This is a genomic window from Jeongeupia chitinilytica, from assembly GCF_014652315.1.
GTDB lineage: Bacteria > Pseudomonadota > Gammaproteobacteria > Burkholderiales > Chitinibacteraceae > Jeongeupia > Jeongeupia chitinilytica.
In genome coordinates, this window is record NZ_BMYO01000007.1 from 215,273 (window position 1) to 230,743 (window position 15,471).

The following is a 15,471-nucleotide window of genomic DNA, read 5'->3' on the forward strand; positions in this document are numbered from 1 at the left end:
ACGACGGTCAATAGCGGCGGTCCGACGTCTGGCGGCATTTCACTTTGCTTTGCAAACCAAGAATTTGCAAGCCATCCGTGGCGGTAACCGGGATGGGGAGAGGCGCTGTCAAGAAAATAAAACATCAACAAGCTTGACGAAAGCTTCCCAAAATCATTTAATGAACTAGTTCATTGTGTGTATTGAACTAATACAAACAAGAGGGCGGGGTCCAAGTCGCCGCCGCCAGAGTGCAGTAAAGCAAGAGGCTCCCTAACTTCAACGCAGTATCTGCATGAGGCAAACCACCATGGCTTTTTCAGAAACAGTACGTGAAGACTCGGTTGCAACCATGCTCCAGCGCCTGTCCGCGCTGTGGCGCACCCGGGCTGCGGTCAACCAGGGACCGAACGACTATGCCGATCTGGTCTTCGATCCGGCCAAGAGCGATTTCAGCGAATCGCTGCTGCCGTTCAAACAGCACGAGGCGTGGCTGTCGACACCGGCCGAGCTGAAATCGCAGGCGTTGTCGTATGCGTGGGCGATCTACAACCTCAAGACCGTCTACATCGAGTGCGACATCGTCACCCCGGCGTGCGAAGACCTGATCAAGGCGCCGCCGGGCTTCACCAGGAATCGCGACCTGATCCAGGACGTGATTTCGGAAGCCCTGCTCGACGAGGCACTGCACACGCGGATGTCGATCGGCGCGTGCAACTACATCTATCGCGAGCGCGGTCTTGCGCCGCTGGCGTTCGAGGATTTCAACCTCGTGCGCTGGCGCGACGATGCGCTGGCCGGATGCGGCGCCGAGTGGGAACGCCGGCTGACCCGCTTCGGCATCGCGTGCGCCAGCGAAACGCTGATCACCGATTACCTGAAGACGATGGCCGAGGACCAGTCGATCCAGGCGATTTGCCACCAGGTGACCCGCACGCACGCGGTCGACGAATGGAGTCATTCGAGCGTGTTCAGCTTCGTCGCCGCCGATCTGGTGCACGGGCTGAGCCAGGCCGAACGCGGCTATCTGCGCGAGATCATCCTCAAGACGGTGCAGCTGTTCGCCAACAACGAGCTGGGTGCATGGCGTGCAGCCTTCCAGCTGATCGGCCTGCCGCATCAGGACGACATCCTGCGCGATACCGGCGACAGCAACGAGATCGGGGTCTACACCGATTCGGTCGAAGCGCTGATCGAGCGAATCGGCCTGACCGACCGTGCCGTGCGCGCGACGACGTCGCTGCCGTCGGCGAGTCTGGAGGTGGTGTCATGACCACGATGATGCATGCGCGCTGCGAGCAGGCGCACAACGAGGCCGGCGGCGTGAAGGTGTTCACGCTGCGGGCGCAGTCGGCCCACACGGCGCTGGAGTTGCATCCGGGCGGTCACGTCGCGATCGAGTTTCCGGATGCCCATGGCGTGACGCAGCAGCGCTGCTATTCGATTGTCCGCCGTCCGGCCCCGGACACCTTCGAGATCGCCGTCAAGAAGACCGGCAATCAGGGGGTGGCCGACAGTCTGCATGCGCGACTGAACGCCGGCGAGCTGCTGGCGATCAAGTATGCGGCCAGCCATATCACCGTCGACGCCGTGGCCGGAATGCGCCGGGTGCTGATGCTGGCCGGCGGGATCGGCATCACGCTGCCGATCGCGCTGATCCGCGAACTCGGCAAGCTGGCGCAGCAAGGGCATGCGGTACCCCGGGTCGAGCTGTGCCTGTGCACCAAGTCGATCTCGGCCGTGCCCTTCCTGCACGAGCTGCTCGAGCTGGACTTGCGCAGCCCGTGGTTCAGCGTGCGCATTTTCGTGACCGGTGACGCGATCCAGTCGCGGACGCCGCACTTCCACGCAGGCCGACCGAGCGACGCCGACCTGAGCACGCTGGCCGATCCGGATGCCGTGGTGATTTGCGGCAGCCATGCGTTCGCCAGCGCACAGCAGGCGGCGATGCGGCGGCTGCATCCCGGCGCGAAAGTGCTGATCGAGTCGTTTTCGCCGCCGGCGAGCGATGCGGCTCCGATCGTGGTCGACCCTGCGCTGGCGGCACCGAAGGTGGCGGTCGAAGGCCACGCGCAGGTGCTCAAGGCCGATCCGCGCCAGAGCCTGCTCGACCTGCTCGAACAGCACAAGCTGCCGATCAAGAGCCAGTGCCGCTCGGGCATTTGCGGCAGTTGCCGGATCAGGGTCGTCGATGGCGATTGCCGTCGCGAAGCGGACTTCGCACTGAGCCCGGGCGAGCACGCGCAGGGCTTTGCCCTGGCGTGCTGCACCTACCCGTCGTCCAACACCACACTGACGATCGCGCTCTGACGATCGCAACCGGGAGCATGCATTGAACGCACCAGGTCCTGATCTCCCCCTTGCCGGGGGCATGCTGTATCCGCAGGCGGAAACGCCGGCCGAGGTGGCCGCCAATCTGGCGGCGATCCGCGAGCGCATGGCCCGCGCGTGCGCGCGTGCCGGCCGCGATCCGGCCGGTGTCCGGCTGCTGCCGGTGTCCAAGACCGTCGATCAGGCGCGGATCCGTTTTGCCCATGCCGCCGGCTACCGGGCGTTCGGTGAAAACAAGGTGCAGGAGGTGCAGCTGAAACAGCCGCAGATGGCCGATCTCGGCGATGTCGAATGGATCGTCATCGGCCATCTGCAAACCAACAAGGCCAAGGTCGTCGCCCGGCTGGCCAGCGAGTTCCAGGCGCTCGACAGCCTGCGGCTGGCCGAGGCCCTCGAGCAGCGTCTGCGACATGAACAGCGCCAGCTGGACGTGCTGGTGCAGATCAATACCTCGGACGAACCGAGCAAGTACGGCCTGCATCCGGATGTCGCGGCATCGTTCATCCAGCAGTTGCAGCAGTTTCCGTCGCTGCGGGTGAAAGGGCTGATGACACTGGCGATCCAGTCGGCCGACCCCGAGCGGGTCCGGGCCTGCTTCGTCCGGTTGCGCCAGTTGCGCGATCGTCTGCTGCCGGACCTGCCGGCCGGGATGCGTCTCGACGAGCTGTCGATGGGCATGTCCGGTGATTTCGAAATCGCCATCGAAGAGGGGGCCACCGTCGTACGCGTCGGCCAGGCCGTCTTCGGCGCGCGTGCCTTGCCGCACCACCATTACTGGCCCAGCCAGCAACTACCAGAGGAGCAGGTGTTATGAAGTCCGTTCTTGCGATCCGCCACGTTCATTTCGAAGACCTCGGCACGCTCGAAGCCGTATTCGCGGCGCGCGGTTTCCATGTCGAATATGTCGATGCCACGACCGCCAGGCTGGCGGCGATCGACCCGCTGGCACCGGACCTGCTGGTCGTGCTCGGCGGCCCGATCGGCGCCTACGACGAGACGGTGTACCCGTTCGTGAGCGACGAGCTGAAACTGATCGGTGCCCGGCTCGACGCAGGCAAGCCGATTCTCGGCATCTGCCTTGGTGCGCAGCTGATGGCGCGCGCCCTCGGCGCCAAGGTGTACGCACTCGGCGTCAAGGAAATCGGCTTCGGCCCGCTGAGCCTCAGCGACGCCGGCATCGCGTCGCCGCTGGCGGCACTGAACGGCGTACCGGTGCTGCACTGGCACGGCGATCAGTTCGACATTCCCCACGGCGGTACCCATCTTGCCAGCACCAGCATCGGCGCCAACCAGGCCTTTGCCTACGGCCCGCAGGCATTGGGCCTGCAGTTCCATCTGGAGGCCGATGCCGCCCGGATCGAGCAATGGCTGGTCGGCCACGCCGCCGAACTCGGCTCGGTCGGCATCGACCCGCGCGTCCTGCGCAGCCAGGCGCAGCAGCACGGTCCGGCTCTGGCCAGGGTGGCGCGCCAGGTCGTCGAACAGTGGCTTGACGTGGTGACCGCCACGCAAACCTCGCCGGCATGAGCGCCAGCGAGCCCGGAGCGGGGCGGCGATCGTCCCTCAGGCCGCTGCCGATCGATGTGATCTCGATCCAGTCGCAGCTGGTGTACGGCAGCGTCGGCAATTCGGTCGCGGTCCCCGCGCTGCAGCGCATGGGCCTGCACGTGGCGCCGGTGCCGACGGTGTTGCTGAGCAACACGCCGCATTACCCGAGTGTCGACGGCGGCGTGATTCCGTCGACCTGGTTTGCCGGCTACCTGCGCGAGCTCGAACTGCGCGGCGTGCTGCAGCACACCCGCGCGATCATGGTCGGCTACCTCGGCTGCGCCGATCAGGCACGGCTGGTGGCCGACTGGCTGGCGCACGTGCGCCAGCACTGGCCGGACATCCGCTTCCACGTCGACCCGGTGCTCGGCGATTACGACTGCGGGATGTATGTCGAACCCGAGCTGGTGCTTGCCTATACCCAGTACCTGCTGCCGCAGGCGCATGGCTTGACGCCGAACGGCTTCGAGCTGGCGAAGCTGGCGGGCCGGCCGCTGCGCAGTTTCGACGACGTGACCGGCGCCGCGCGCTTCTGGCTGAACGGCCGTGCCGACTGGGTCGTCGTGACGTCGGCGCTGGCACCGTCTCAGGCCGACGCGCCGCTGACCGTGGCCGTCGTGACCCGCGAAGGTTGCCGGCAACTGAGTCATGCGCGGATACCCAGCGGCGTCAAAGGCACCGGTGACCTGTTTGCGGCAGTGCTCACCGGGCTGCTGCTGGCCGATGTGGCGCTGGACGACGCCGTCGCGCAGGCCTGCGACGAAGTCGCCAGCGCGGTGCAGTTTTCCCACCAGGCCGGCTTTGGCGAGCTGAGCCTGAATTATCCCTCCCGACATGGAGCCCCCGATACACCATGGACACCACCCCGCAGAAATACCGGCTCACCATTTGGCAATATGGCGAACTGCTAGGCTTTTTCGAAACCGAAGCACCGCGCGCGCTCGACGCCTTGGCGACGATCATCGCGCACCTGCCGGCGGAGCAGGGCTTTCGCACGCAGCGGCTGGTAGCGTTCGGCGAGCGCCGTATTCTGGAAAGCGGCCCGGACGGGCTGCGTCTGCTCGGTGTGGAGGCGCTGTTCCAGGCTGCGCCGTTGCCGGAATAAGGGAGCCGCAATGCAGACGTCCTATCTGATGCAGGCGTACGCGCGCCAGCCGATTGCGTTCGAACGCGGTGACGGAGCCCGGCTCTGGGATACCCGGGGCCGCGAGTATCTCGATGCGATCGCCGGGGTCGCGGTCACCAGCCTGGGCCATGCCCATCCGGAAATTGCCGCGGCGATCGCCGACCAGGCCAGCCGGCTGATCCATACGTCCAACCTGTTCGGCATCGACTGGCAGGAGCAGCTGGGCGCGCGCCTGTGCGCGCTGGCGGGAATGGACCGGGCGTTCTTCTGCAACTCCGGTGCCGAGGCCAACGAAACCGCGCTGAAACTCGCGCGGCTGCATGCGCGTCGTCGCGGCATTGCACAGCCGCAGGTCATCGTCATGGACAACAGTTTCCATGGCCGTACGTTCGCGACGCTGGCCGCCAGCGGCAATCCGGCGGTGCAGCGCGGTTTTGAACCGCTGCTGCCCGGCTTCCTGCGTCTGCCGTTCAACGATGCCGACGCGCTGCAACGCTGTGCCGACACCCGGGCGGACGTCGTCGCCGTGCTGCTCGAGGCAGTTCAGGGCGAGGGCGGTGTGCATGTCGCCGATCCCGCCTATCTGCAGCAGTTGCGCACACTGTGCGATCGCCACGGCTGGCTGCTGATGATGGACGAAATCCAGACCGGGCTGGGCCGTACCGGCAAGTGGTTCGGCTTCCAGCATGGCGACATCGTTCCCGACGTGATCACCCTGGCCAAGGCGCTCGGCAACGGCGTGCCGATCGGTGCCTGCCTCGCGCGCGGCGAGGCGGCGCAGCTGTTCGTACCGGGCAATCACGGCTCGACCTTCGGCGGCAATCCGCTGGCGTGCCGGGTCGGTTGCTGCGTGCTGAGCATCAGTGAGCGCGAAAACCTGCCACAGCGTGCCCGCCAGCTGGGCGAGCGCTTGCTGGCCGGTCTGCAACGGCAGTTGGGCGGCTTGCCGGGGGTGGAGGCGATTCGCGGTCATGGCCTGATGATTGCCATCGAGCTGGCGCAGCCGTGTGCCGGGATGGTCGAGCGTGCGCTGCGAACCGAGGACCTGCTGATCAACGTGACGCGAGAGCGCATCATCCGTCTGCTGCCCGCGCTGATCTGCACGCCGGCGCAGATCGACCAGATGATCGAGCGGCTGGCGCGGCTGGTCACGCAGTGGTCGAACGGCCATGTCGCATCGCAGGCCGTGGACGTCGTGGAGGCCGAACCGGTCTGCAAATGATTCAGGACGGCTGGGTGGCGTCGCGCAGCCAGTCCTTGGGTGCGGCGCCGAACTGTTGTTTGAATGCCTTGGAAAAGGCCGACGCGCCGCTGTAGCCGAGTTCGTCGGCAACGACCTTGACCGCGCGGCCGGCCAGCAGCTCGCGCGTCGCCAGGCTCAGCCGCCATTCGCTCAGGTAGCACGCCGGTGTCGTGCCCGTGGCCTGCTTGAACGCGGCGGCGAACGCCGCGCGCGACATGCCGGCCTTGCTGGCCATGGCGGCCAGCGTCCAGGCCTCGCCCGGTGCCTCGTGCATTGCCACCAGCGCCCGTGCCAGTCGCGGATCGGTCAATCCGGTGACCAGGCCGGGGGCAATGCCGGCGGCATCGGGGTGATCGATCAGCCAGCGCAACAGCTGGATCAGCACGACTTCGAACAGCCGGTCGGCCAGCAGGCGCGCGCCACAGCGGCCACGGTCGGTTTCGGCGAACAGCAACGTCAGCGTCTGTGCCAGCCCCGGGACCTGCGACAGCGGCAGCACGATCAGCGGCGGCAACGCACGGACCAGCGGATTGTGTTCGTCGCCGTCGAAACGCAGTGTCGCGCAGGTGAAATCCGAGCCGTCGACCGGCGGATTGTGGAACGCATGCCCAATCGCACGCGGATAGAAGAGCAGGCTGGGTTCGGTGATGCGCAAGCGCGGGTTCAGTCCGTCGGCGGCATGATGTTCGACGTCGAGCTCGCCGCGTCGCAGCACGTGCAGGAAGGCCCGGCCCGGCTGGCGTTCGAACAGGCTGACGCCGCACAGCGCGCCGGTATGGAACAGCTGGGCGCGGACGCGAAAGCGTTCCAGCAGTGGCGAGAGCCGATCGAGCGGCGGCGTAGCAAAGGACATTTGGACGATAAGACATGTTTTGTCGACGATGTATCGCTCATCGTAGCAACGAATCGGGCACATTGTCCCTGCTGCCGCGCGGCGCGCGGCGTTTCCCGATGTTCGCAAAGGAGTGTGACCATGCAACTGCTGCAAGCGATTCTGCCCCGGTTGTCGTTCGGCGTCGTTGCCGCCGAAGCGGCCAGACAGGCCACCCCCGGGTATAACTACGGCCATGCCACGCTGGCCCGCGCCCCGTACTCGCTGGCCGACCTCGCCGCGCTGCAAAAGGCGCTGCTGTTCGGTGACGACGATGTGCTGGCGCTGCGGCAGAGTGCCGCGATCCTCGCCGACCAGACCGATGCCATCCTCGATGTCTGGTACGGCTTCGTCGCATCGACCCCCGAACTGGTGGTGTTCTTCGGCAACACGCGCACCGGCGAACCCGACCCGGCCTACCTCGAGGCCGTGCGCAAGCGCTTTGCCCACTGGATCCTCGATACCGCCGAAGCCCGCTACGACCAGACCTGGCTGGACTACCAGTACGAAATCGGCCTGCGCCACAGCAAGTTCAAGAAGAACCGCACCGACGGCGTCCAAAGCACGGCACAAGTCAATTTCCGCTACATCCCCGCGCTGACGATCCCGATCACCACCACGCTCAGGCCTTTCCTTGCCCAAAAAGGCGCGTCGGCGAACGACGTCGAACGAATGCACGCGGCCTGGGTCAAGTCGGTCCTGCTGCAGGCCATCCTGTGGAGCCAACCGTACGTTCGCGAGGGGGAGTTCTGACATGGCGGCGATCCTGTTCCACGACGGATGCAATCTGTGCCTGTCGATTGCTGCGGCCTTCGAATCACTCGATGTCACGATCGACATCGTCAATCTCGGTCTCGACAACCGGCGTGCCGCCGAGGCCGCAGCCCTGGGCGTGACCCGGCTGCCATCGCTGGTCGTCAACGGCAAGGTGCTCAAGATCGAGGATCATTCGCCGATCGAGCATGTGCTGGCGGTCACGCAGTAGCAGAGCGCATCCAAACAAAAAAACGCGACTCAGGGTCGCGTTTTTTTTGTTTGGTGCCCCGAGCCGGGGTCGAACCGGCACAGCTTACGCCGAGGGATTTTAAGTCCCAGCGCCCGAGTTGCTTTACCCTGCTATAGCAAGCAATAACAGGGGAAGCGAGTGCATACCCCTGTATTGATCCTGCTTTGCACCTCTACAGCGTTGACACTTGGTTGACGCTTTCGCCTATAAGTCAACGAATGCTTCAGGCCTTAGGTGATTTTGACTAGTTGACCTAACTCTTCAATTCGCTTTATTAGGAGGTGAACTTGGGTGCTCGGGTTGAGGTCGCCTCGCTGTTTAGCCTCCTCTAAAAGACGCGCCGCATTAGCTCGAGCAGCTGGAAGTCGATCAAGGAGAAAATCAAAATAACGGTTAGATTTTGATTTAGTGTAAGCGGCGAATTCCTTTACATTTTTTAAGTCTTGAACAACGCACTCACCTGCGGACTTCCCTTTTGATGCCCCGTATGGCTTGCTGACTGGGTTGAAGTGAATTAATAGCCAGAACTCAAAGCAAGGATACGACGGAATTATTTTTATCTTCGGGGAGCTTCTTGTTTCAGCAAGAGTTTGTTCAAACTTATAATGACTGTCTCGATCGACTACGCAATAAATTTCGTGATACTTGTGTTGAACTTTCTTTGCATAGTTAACGATACCAACGGTATCGGATTTTCCACAGTTACACACCTCAATTTTTGGGTGAGCCTTAAAGTGATTTTTGGCGTCTTCGATGTATGTTTTATTAGATCCACTGTCCTCGCAAATTATAAGAGTGTCAGGGGTTGGTTCGTAGATTGAGCCTCTGCGTTCAAATGTTTTTGCTGTTCTGCTCATCTAATATCCTTTCCTAACAAACGGAATTCCACGGTATTTTCCTTCAAAATACCGTTTTTCGATATCTTCGCTTTCTCTTCCTGCGAAATCATGAATTGAACGTAACTGCGTTGCGCCAGTTTCATCCCTGTCCGTCAACCAAAGTTGATCTCTTCTAAGTAACCGAGTATCCATTAGATGAGTATCATGTGTGGTGAAGATTAGTTGAAAGTCATCTGTACTATTTAAGTGGCGCTCAACTATGCTCGCAATAATTGATGGGTGTAAGCTACTATCGAGCTCATCAATTACCAGTGCTGAGGTTATGTTGCGCTTCATGTTTGCAATTTTTAAGGGTAGCCAGAAGCCTAGAAGGCTCTTTGTTCCATCAGATTCTTCTTTAAGATCAAAATCAGCTTCGCCTAATGAGGTTTTGTGTGTGAGAGTTGTTTTGTTGTGATTTTTTTCAAAGTTATCTAATTTTCTAGAGAAGTCATCATTATACGATTCGGCGTTATCTACTTCTACTTCTTTAATTTCTTGTTTTATCTTTGAAATTGGTATGTCGAGGTCGCTCAAATATTCAGCGAGTTCGTCTGATATTTCTGGTACTTCATTTAGAACTGTTAATACTCCTGGGGTGAGTCTGGAAAGTCTGGAGTTAATTGGCATTACCCCCTTTTGTAGCCACAAAAATGGGGTTCTTAGCTGGTTTAGCTCGGTGTTGCTATTTGCTACTGCTTGAGAAATAAACAGCGTTTTTGGATTTGTTAATTGCTTCCAAGCTTCGATTACTATTTCCCCGCCCTCTAGGTCTGGCGATATGAAGTATTCGTCTTTGTTATTTTCTGATGCTGTGCGCTCGTAAAGAACAACTTCCTTTCCTTTTGGATGAATTACCAGTTTTTCTTTTGTAATTCTCTCTTTGGTTAAGTGCAGGATGAACTCATATCTCATCTTTTCATGGATGAAATGAACTTCGAAGCAACTGGGTTTCTTTCTAGCGTTTGGGCAAAATCTAAATGGCGATACCGGAAGTTCGGCGTCGCTCGTATCTGGCTGGTGTGAAGCAATTCTCGGAATTAGCGCTAGAGCGGAAACTAAACTTGACTTACCAGAGGCATTGGGGCCATAAACTGCCGCCACTTTTAAAAGCCTAGGAAAGCGTTCTCCATTAAGCTCAGGCTCGAAAGTGTTTCCCTTACGACGTAGACGAGGGGCAGCGACCATCGAGAAGGTCTGGCGCATATGTATAGAACGAAAGTTCTCTACAGAAAATTCAACGAGCATGTTTTTTTCCAGTTTCAGCAACTAAATGACTACGAGTCCATGGTAGCCTCTTTCTTCATCCATTTGCACTTTTTCTGCAGTTGGATGGGGTGGTAATGCACTTTTCCACCAAAAATTCGATCTTGTTGCAGAATTTTTACGTTACGACGAACTTCGCGCCTGTGGACTCGGTCCCCGTTTGGTATGCGTGTGTTCAGTGGGGTGTTTTGTGGGGCATGTGGACCGAAGCAACGAGCTCGTAATGCTTGTCGATCAACGCTAAGTTCGCCTTTAGCTGCGACTGGGCGTAGAGAGGCAGCCACCCTGCGTCTAGGGTTGCGGTGGCCTGCGCTCTAACTTTCTCCCAACCATACGCTAGCGTGACATTAATGAGGTCCTGAAAAATCGAGGACTCGAACACACACGTGATCAACTCTTCCGGGGTGATGTTTCCTCGGTTGCTCCAGTCATAGGGACGTTGCACAGGAATGCCGAGGACAGTCGTAATCGCAGGAAGGAAACGTGGCTTGTTCGGCATGCTCAGTCTCTCTCTTGTTGAACGGTAGGTGAAGAATCCACGTCCAAGGTTCTGCATGGGCCAAGGGGAAAAGCGCCCTTGGCCCACATTCCATGGTAACGAGTTTGCTGCCGTCAAGTTGCTTTCGCGGCATAAACGGGGCTTTGCCCCATTTATTCCACGGTCAACCTGACGGGATTAGCGGCCTCTACGTGCTGCGCAGAAACACTCATTGCATGAGGGATGAACTGCGCAGAAACTCTCATCGCCCGAGAGCCAAGACTGCAAAATTGTTCCGCTCCGGTAGCGGAAGGGCCCTTGGAGATGGCTGGCAAGGGTGTTATGGGACGTGATAAGGCGCTCACCGCGCTGGAGCTTGGCTGCGCAGAAACACTCATAAAGCACACCCAGAGGACTGCGCTGAAACACTCATAGCGCAGGGCTGCTGCGGGTTAGAGCCGAGTGAGCTGAAGCATCATGATGACCTGAGTACGCTTGGTCGAGGTTGTATTGCTGTGCAAGAAGCCGGGGAGAAACGACAAGCCAGATGAGCTGGTGTTGTCTTGGTCATCGGTCAGCCCCCCAAGTAGAACGAGTTCTCCCGGTACCGTAGCGATTTCCGATGAGAGCTCGCGCTTGGTCAGGGTTGGACTGTCATTTACGCCAGTCTCGGTTTTTGCGAAGTTGGAGACTTGCTGCGTGACGCTGAGGGCGATGCTTTGATCCCTGAGCTGCGGCGTCAGACTGAAAATCACGCCCGATGAACGATAATCGACGGATCGGACAGGGGTGCTTCCGCCCTGTGGATATGAAACACTGCCGAGAATCGGCACGTCCTGCCCGACGGTGAGCTTAGCAGTACGCCCAGAGGTGACACGCAGCTCCGGCGTGCTGACAACCTTGAATCGGCTGTCTCCGCTCAACGCGCTCAGCACAGCATCGATCGTGGCACTTTTGAAGCTGATGCTGCTATCCAGTGTCGTCGCGCTTGTGTTGAGCTGGATGCCGAGTTTGCCGCCAAGCAGTGATAACGCCAGCTGGAATGCGCTGCCGTCGCTTTGATTGGTGGTCACTTCGTACACCACACCCTTGACCAAAATATCGCCGGCTGGTTGATCCACTTCGATCAGTAGCCTCTTCAGGTTGGCGATCTCAGCACGCGAACCGCGATAGACCAAGGTATCGGCGTCGTGATCAATGGCTGCAGCGGCTGTGCCTTGCGGGGCTGCCTTGTCCGACCTGTCTGAAGGGGCTGACCGGACTGCTCGATTCACGCTGAAGTTGGTTCGCTGAAATAGCGGGCCAAGCAGGTCCGTTAGATATGACACCGATCGATACTTCGGGCGATATACGAAAAATTCCTGCTCGGCGTTATCGCTTTGCTCGGATTGCAATGGCTTTACGAAGTCGACGCCGGAGCGAGGCTCGCTGGTGTAGCCAAGTTCGCGCATGAATGCACGCCAGAATGCCGATAGATCGCCTTGGCTTGTGTCGAACCTGAACGAGACCAGTCGCGCGTCTTGGAGTACGGCCGGATCGATAACGTAGGGTTGTTTCAGCGCCTCGGCATAAACTAACTGAATAACCTGCGAGATGCTCGTCGATTGGAAGTCGAACTTTGCCGATGTAGAAACTTCTCTGTTTTGGGAGGAGGGTACTTTGGCATGTGCAACGTAGGTGAAAAGCACGGTGATCAGCACAATGAGCAACTTCTTCATTTTCGGAGGTCCATCGGTGATGAAGGGGGAAGGTTTGCGGTCCAGCTCGTGATCTTTTGTCCGTCGATCATTCCTACCATCGCGAGGCGGTCATTCGAAAAGACGGAGGGGGACTCAAGACGGAGACGGCCGGACGCGTTCGCAAGAACGACCCAAGCGACTCTGTTGATTTCAATGCGGCCGGTGATGCGCCAGTTTTCGGAGTAGTTGGGGCGATCGAGCGACAAGGACGATGCTGGTGAGGGGGCCGGCACCGCTTGGGGTGTTGATGCTGCTGCCATCGTGGATTGTGTCGAGGTGGCAGCGGCCGGTTGTCGGTGAAAAAAGCGCCATGTATTCCATGCGCCGATAGCCATCAGGCACAGCGATCCAGCCGCGATCATCCAGAACTTCTTGTTGGCGAGAACATTCGAGCGCTTGTCGATGGCCTGTTCGTTGCCGCCGCCGCCGGCGTAGCTTTTGTAGAGCGGGAAAATCGCCGGGTCATAGCGCTTGTTGTAGACGTCGATTTGCGTTTTTCGGTTCTGCTTCCAGCCGTCATAGACCTGTACCCGGTAGCTTTGGGTCAGGCCGAGCGATTTCAGCTTGGTCATGTGGAACGAGAATTCGACGACGTTCTTCACCGTGCGGGTCAGGCCGCTGATGTCTTGGGTCATCAACGCGACGTCACAGGCCACACCGGTCTGCGGATGCACGTAGTGGCGATGCATCCGGAAAAACTGCATGTGCTCGTGCGTCAGCCGGCCGCAGTCCGTACCCCAGAAACGCCATGCTTCATCAACGGCGACCAGATCGCCTGCCTGTACAACCGATTCAAGATGCGGCTTCTCTTCATCGGGAAAAAACTGCGGCTGCGCGATGCGTGCATTGGCGACGTGGACGACTTTTCCAAGCTTGCTGACATCGGCGTCACGCGTCTTGGCCAAGTAGCCATAGATCAGTTCTTCGTTGATGCCGTCGACGTTGGTGACCACATTGCGCCCGGCCATGATCGCTTCGAGGACGACCGAGCGCATGCACTCGTAGCTTTTCCCGCTGCCCTGCAGGCCGCTGTACACGTTGATGGCCATCAGCCGATTACCGGGATACGGCGAATGATGAACCGCAACGCGAACGCGCTCACGACTGCGGGGAAGCCGAGCGAGAAGCCGAACAGGTCAAGGAAGTACCAGACTGATGAAGGCAAGGCCGCGAGTCCGGAGGAGACCGTGCCGCCGCTTGGCAATTGAGCAGCAATCACCAGAACAAACTCGTGCACGATGAAGAACAGCGCGAAGAACGTTACGAACTTGACGATGATTGATCGGACAAGGAATCCGAGCGCAACATTGAGTACAGAAGAAAAGATCGCAAACAGCGACGCCGGCATGGCCCACCTCAAGCAGAAAGTACGATGAACAGTGCAATGACCAGCCAGGTAACCGTCATGATCGAAAAGATCACGGCACGATTCTGTTCGGCCAGATCGCATTGGCTGTTCATCTGAATCGACTTACCGAACACATCGAAGGTCGGTCTAGGGCACTCTCCGGAGTGGCCCGGCATCGAGAAATTCCGCAGGTCGGGAAACAGATCGAGCAATGGCTTGAGGATGTCCGACGCTGACGGGATGGCTTCTAGCGCCGGTTGACCTATGCCTGGGTCGGGGCCCAAGTTCACTTGCGTGTTGTTCGACGGGTTCGGAACAGGGCTCGGATTCGGATTGGGGACAGGGCTTGGATTGGTTGGGGTAACCGGGATCGGATCAGGGGAAATCGGCACCGTGGGGTAGCTCGGTGCGCTGGGCGTCGTGTTCACCAGATCGTTCCACTTCGGGGTGATGTCGGGGTTTTGGCTCCGAATCGAGGAGATGTCGTTTGCTGTTATGGGATTCGTCGCCGAATACGGCAAACCGTTGTAGCCGGGGTTGCTCGCCGCAATCTGCCAGAGTCGGTTGGCGATCTGAGCAAGCAATGCATCTGGCAGGGGCTGGTTCAACATGTCCGGGGTGATCGCACCGGCAATGTCGTTCAGCGTGCCCGTTCTAGTGGTGGGCGAAGGCACGTAGGAAGAGTTTGTTGTGGGATAGACATCAATCACTTCACCCGAGACGGTTGAACCGGGAAGCGGGTCCCATGTCACGGTGATGCGATACGAACACGGTTCGGCAAGGCAAGGAGAAACAGGGTTTGGAGCGATCGCGTAATTCAGATTGATGACGGCGCTGCTCTGAAAGTGGGCTTCGGCCGCAGCCCGTTGGGTGACGCAGTCCAGCGCACTAACGCAACCGATCACAGTTCCCGAATTCGGATACCCCTGCGTGTAGTAGGGCAGACTGTTCGGAAGTTGTGCGTTCATTCCGCAAGTCGTCGTGATCGCGGGGTTACATAGCGGGCTTGTGTAGCTTGACCATGAGCCGTTGCCGATCGGCTGGGGGGGCGGAGTTGAGGTTGTGGGGGTGAGTGTCAACGACTTGGGTGACGGCGAGCCGTTAGGTAGCGTTGAAACGTCGCTGTTCTGGGTCAACTGATAGGCTCCCCAAGCGATCGCTCCTACTGCTGCAATAGCACCCACGCCGAGTGCAGTCGAGAGCCAGACTGGTGCGCCTGCGACTGCGGCGACGGTCGTCACGGCGGCACTCGCCCACGTTGCATCATTTGCGGCCTGGCCGACCAAAGTCATCGTTCGTGCGAAAGCTGCGTCATTCGCGGCGTAGATCACTCCACGCTCGGACAGGTTCATCACGATAGCCTTGCCCACCACGCGGTTGATCACTCCTTCGAATACAGGAGCCAATGCAAGCACCGGATTTGCATAAGCTTGTTGCTGAGCGAAGAGCACTGAAACCAACGCCCAAACGATCACGCACTGTCGCCATGGCTTCACTTTATTTATGCTCATCCCAATACAACCAAATCGAATCAGCCAATACAAGGATCGGTGAGATTAGTAAAACCACCACTGCCATCAAGAAAAATCCAATGCAACGCACGATGCAGGTCGCGTAAAAGCAAAGGAACAATAGGGCTTTGAACAGTTTTTCCCGGT

Annotated in this window: 16 protein-coding genes and 1 tRNA gene; 9 read left to right on the forward strand and 8 right to left on the reverse strand. The window is 59.3% G+C overall.

The features are described from left to right. Window positions 1-331: 331 nt before the first annotated feature. The 7 genes from IE097_RS14040 to IE097_RS14070 are packed head-to-tail and all read left to right on the forward strand — an operon-like array spanning window position 332 to window position 6,206. A complete protein-coding gene (locus IE097_RS14040) occupies window positions 332-1,252 on the forward strand; it encodes a diiron oxygenase (protein WP_189461482.1) in 921 nt (306 codons plus the stop codon). Then, entirely contained in the window at window positions 1,249-2,289 is a 1,041-nt protein-coding gene (locus IE097_RS14045) for a 2Fe-2S iron-sulfur cluster-binding protein (RefSeq protein ID WP_189461483.1), read from the forward strand. Before IE097_RS14040 ends, IE097_RS14045 begins: the two co-directional genes overlap by 4 nt. Before the next feature lie 22 nt (window positions 2,290-2,311). Beyond that, window positions 2,312-3,124 carry a YggS family pyridoxal phosphate-dependent enzyme gene (locus IE097_RS14050; RefSeq protein ID WP_229797597.1) on the forward strand — a complete coding sequence of 271 codons (813 nt, stop codon included), beginning with the start codon at window positions 2,312-2,314 and terminating at the stop codon, window positions 3,122-3,124. Beyond that, on the forward strand, window positions 3,121-3,837 hold the full coding sequence (locus IE097_RS14055) for a glutamine amidotransferase (protein ID WP_189461484.1): 717 nt from the start codon (window positions 3,121-3,123) through the stop codon (window positions 3,835-3,837). The genes IE097_RS14050 and IE097_RS14055 overlap by 4 nt, the downstream gene beginning before the upstream one ends. After that, window positions 3,834-4,769, forward strand: a complete 936-nt coding sequence (gene pdxK / locus IE097_RS14060) for a pyridoxine/pyridoxal/pyridoxamine kinase (RefSeq protein ID WP_189461485.1) — start codon at window positions 3,834-3,836, stop codon at window positions 4,767-4,769. Before IE097_RS14055 ends, pdxK begins: the two co-directional genes overlap by 4 nt. Then, window positions 4,712-4,963, forward strand: coding sequence for a cytoplasmic protein (locus tag IE097_RS14065; RefSeq protein ID WP_189461486.1), 252 nt, complete (start codon window positions 4,712-4,714; stop codon window positions 4,961-4,963). The genes pdxK and IE097_RS14065 overlap by 58 nt, the downstream gene beginning before the upstream one ends. 10 nt (window positions 4,964-4,973) lie before the next feature. Then, on the forward strand, window positions 4,974-6,206 hold the full coding sequence (locus tag IE097_RS14070; RefSeq protein ID WP_229797598.1) for an aspartate aminotransferase family protein: 1,233 nt from the start codon (window positions 4,974-4,976) through the stop codon (window positions 6,204-6,206). Window position 6,207: 1 nt separating this feature from the next. Here IE097_RS14070 and IE097_RS14075 read toward each other — a convergent pair whose 3' ends face one another. Further along, a complete protein-coding gene (locus tag IE097_RS14075; protein WP_189461487.1) occupies window positions 6,208-7,080 on the reverse strand; it encodes an AraC family transcriptional regulator in 873 nt (290 codons plus the stop codon). Between the two features lie 120 nt (window positions 7,081-7,200). Here IE097_RS14075 and IE097_RS14080 point away from each other — a divergent pair, with 120 nt between their 5' ends. Next, window positions 7,201-7,851, forward strand: a complete 651-nt coding sequence (locus IE097_RS14080) for a protoglobin domain-containing protein (protein ID WP_189461488.1) — start codon at window positions 7,201-7,203, stop codon at window positions 7,849-7,851. 1 nt (window position 7,852) lies between these two features. Continuing rightward, window positions 7,853-8,083 carry a hypothetical protein gene (locus IE097_RS14085; RefSeq protein WP_189461489.1) on the forward strand — a complete coding sequence of 77 codons (231 nt, stop codon included), beginning with the start codon at window positions 7,853-7,855 and terminating at the stop codon, window positions 8,081-8,083. 51 nt (window positions 8,084-8,134) lie between these two features. Here the strand turns inward: IE097_RS14085 and IE097_RS14090 are convergent. The 7 genes from IE097_RS14090 to IE097_RS14120 form a co-directional block, all read right to left on the reverse strand. Further along, a tRNA-OTHER gene (locus IE097_RS14090) sits at window positions 8,135-8,210 on the reverse strand. A 124-nt stretch (window positions 8,211-8,334) separates the two neighbouring features. Next, a complete protein-coding gene (locus IE097_RS14095) occupies window positions 8,335-8,961 on the reverse strand; it encodes an RloB family protein (protein ID WP_189461490.1) in 627 nt (208 codons plus the stop codon). Further along, window positions 8,962-10,230: an AAA family ATPase gene (locus tag IE097_RS14100; protein WP_189461491.1), complete on the reverse strand. Its 1,269-nt coding sequence runs from the start codon at window positions 10,228-10,230 to the stop codon at window positions 8,962-8,964. Window positions 10,231-11,178: 948 nt separating this feature from the next. Further along, window positions 11,179-12,444, reverse strand: coding sequence for a type II secretion system protein GspD (locus tag IE097_RS14105; protein WP_189461492.1), 1,266 nt, complete (start codon window positions 12,442-12,444; stop codon window positions 11,179-11,181). After that, on the reverse strand, window positions 12,441-13,514 hold the full coding sequence (locus IE097_RS14110; protein ID WP_189461493.1) for a zonular occludens toxin domain-containing protein: 1,074 nt from the start codon (window positions 13,512-13,514) through the stop codon (window positions 12,441-12,443). Before IE097_RS14110 ends, IE097_RS14105 begins: the two co-directional genes overlap by 4 nt. Beyond that, the gene (locus IE097_RS14115; protein WP_229797599.1) at window positions 13,514-13,813 is read right to left on the reverse strand and encodes a DUF2523 family protein; all 300 of its coding nucleotides are present in this window, start codon (window positions 13,811-13,813) and stop codon (window positions 13,514-13,516) included. Before IE097_RS14115 ends, IE097_RS14110 begins: the two co-directional genes overlap by 1 nt. 8 nt (window positions 13,814-13,821) lie before the next feature. After that, complete coding sequence (locus IE097_RS14120; RefSeq protein WP_189461494.1) at window positions 13,822-15,288, reverse strand: hypothetical protein; 1,467 nt, start codon at window positions 15,286-15,288, stop codon at window positions 13,822-13,824. Window positions 15,289-15,471 lie beyond the last annotated feature (183 nt).